Source organism: Bacillus sp. OTU2372 (assembly GCF_038440275.1).
Lineage (GTDB): Bacteria > Bacillota > Bacilli > Bacillales > Cytobacillaceae > Neobacillus > Neobacillus bataviensis_B.
In genome coordinates, this window is the sequence record NZ_JASATK010000103.1 from 1 (window position 1) to 231 (window position 231).

Consider the following 231-nt stretch of genomic DNA (forward strand, 5'->3'; position numbering starts at 1 on the left):
CCTTCGAGTTTTGCAATTACTGAGCGAGTATCTGCTAAATGGTAGTAATTAACCCATCCTACCAGATATTCATTAAGGTCATAAATCCTATCTTCCATGGCAATTGACCTGCGTCTGCCTGTAAGCTTCCTTATTTTATCTTTAAACCGTTTGATTGATTGGGGAGAGATTCTCACCTTCGGTTTTAGATTACTTGTAAAACTGAACCCAAGAAATTTCCTTTTCCAAGGG

At 38.5% G+C, this 231-nt stretch carries 1 protein-coding gene; it reads right to left on the bottom strand.

The genetic code is table 11. The features are described 5' to 3' along the window. A partial coding sequence (locus tag AAHB15_RS30145; RefSeq protein ID WP_342043908.1) for a group II intron maturase-specific domain-containing protein occupies positions 1-231 on the bottom strand: 231 nt, incomplete at both ends.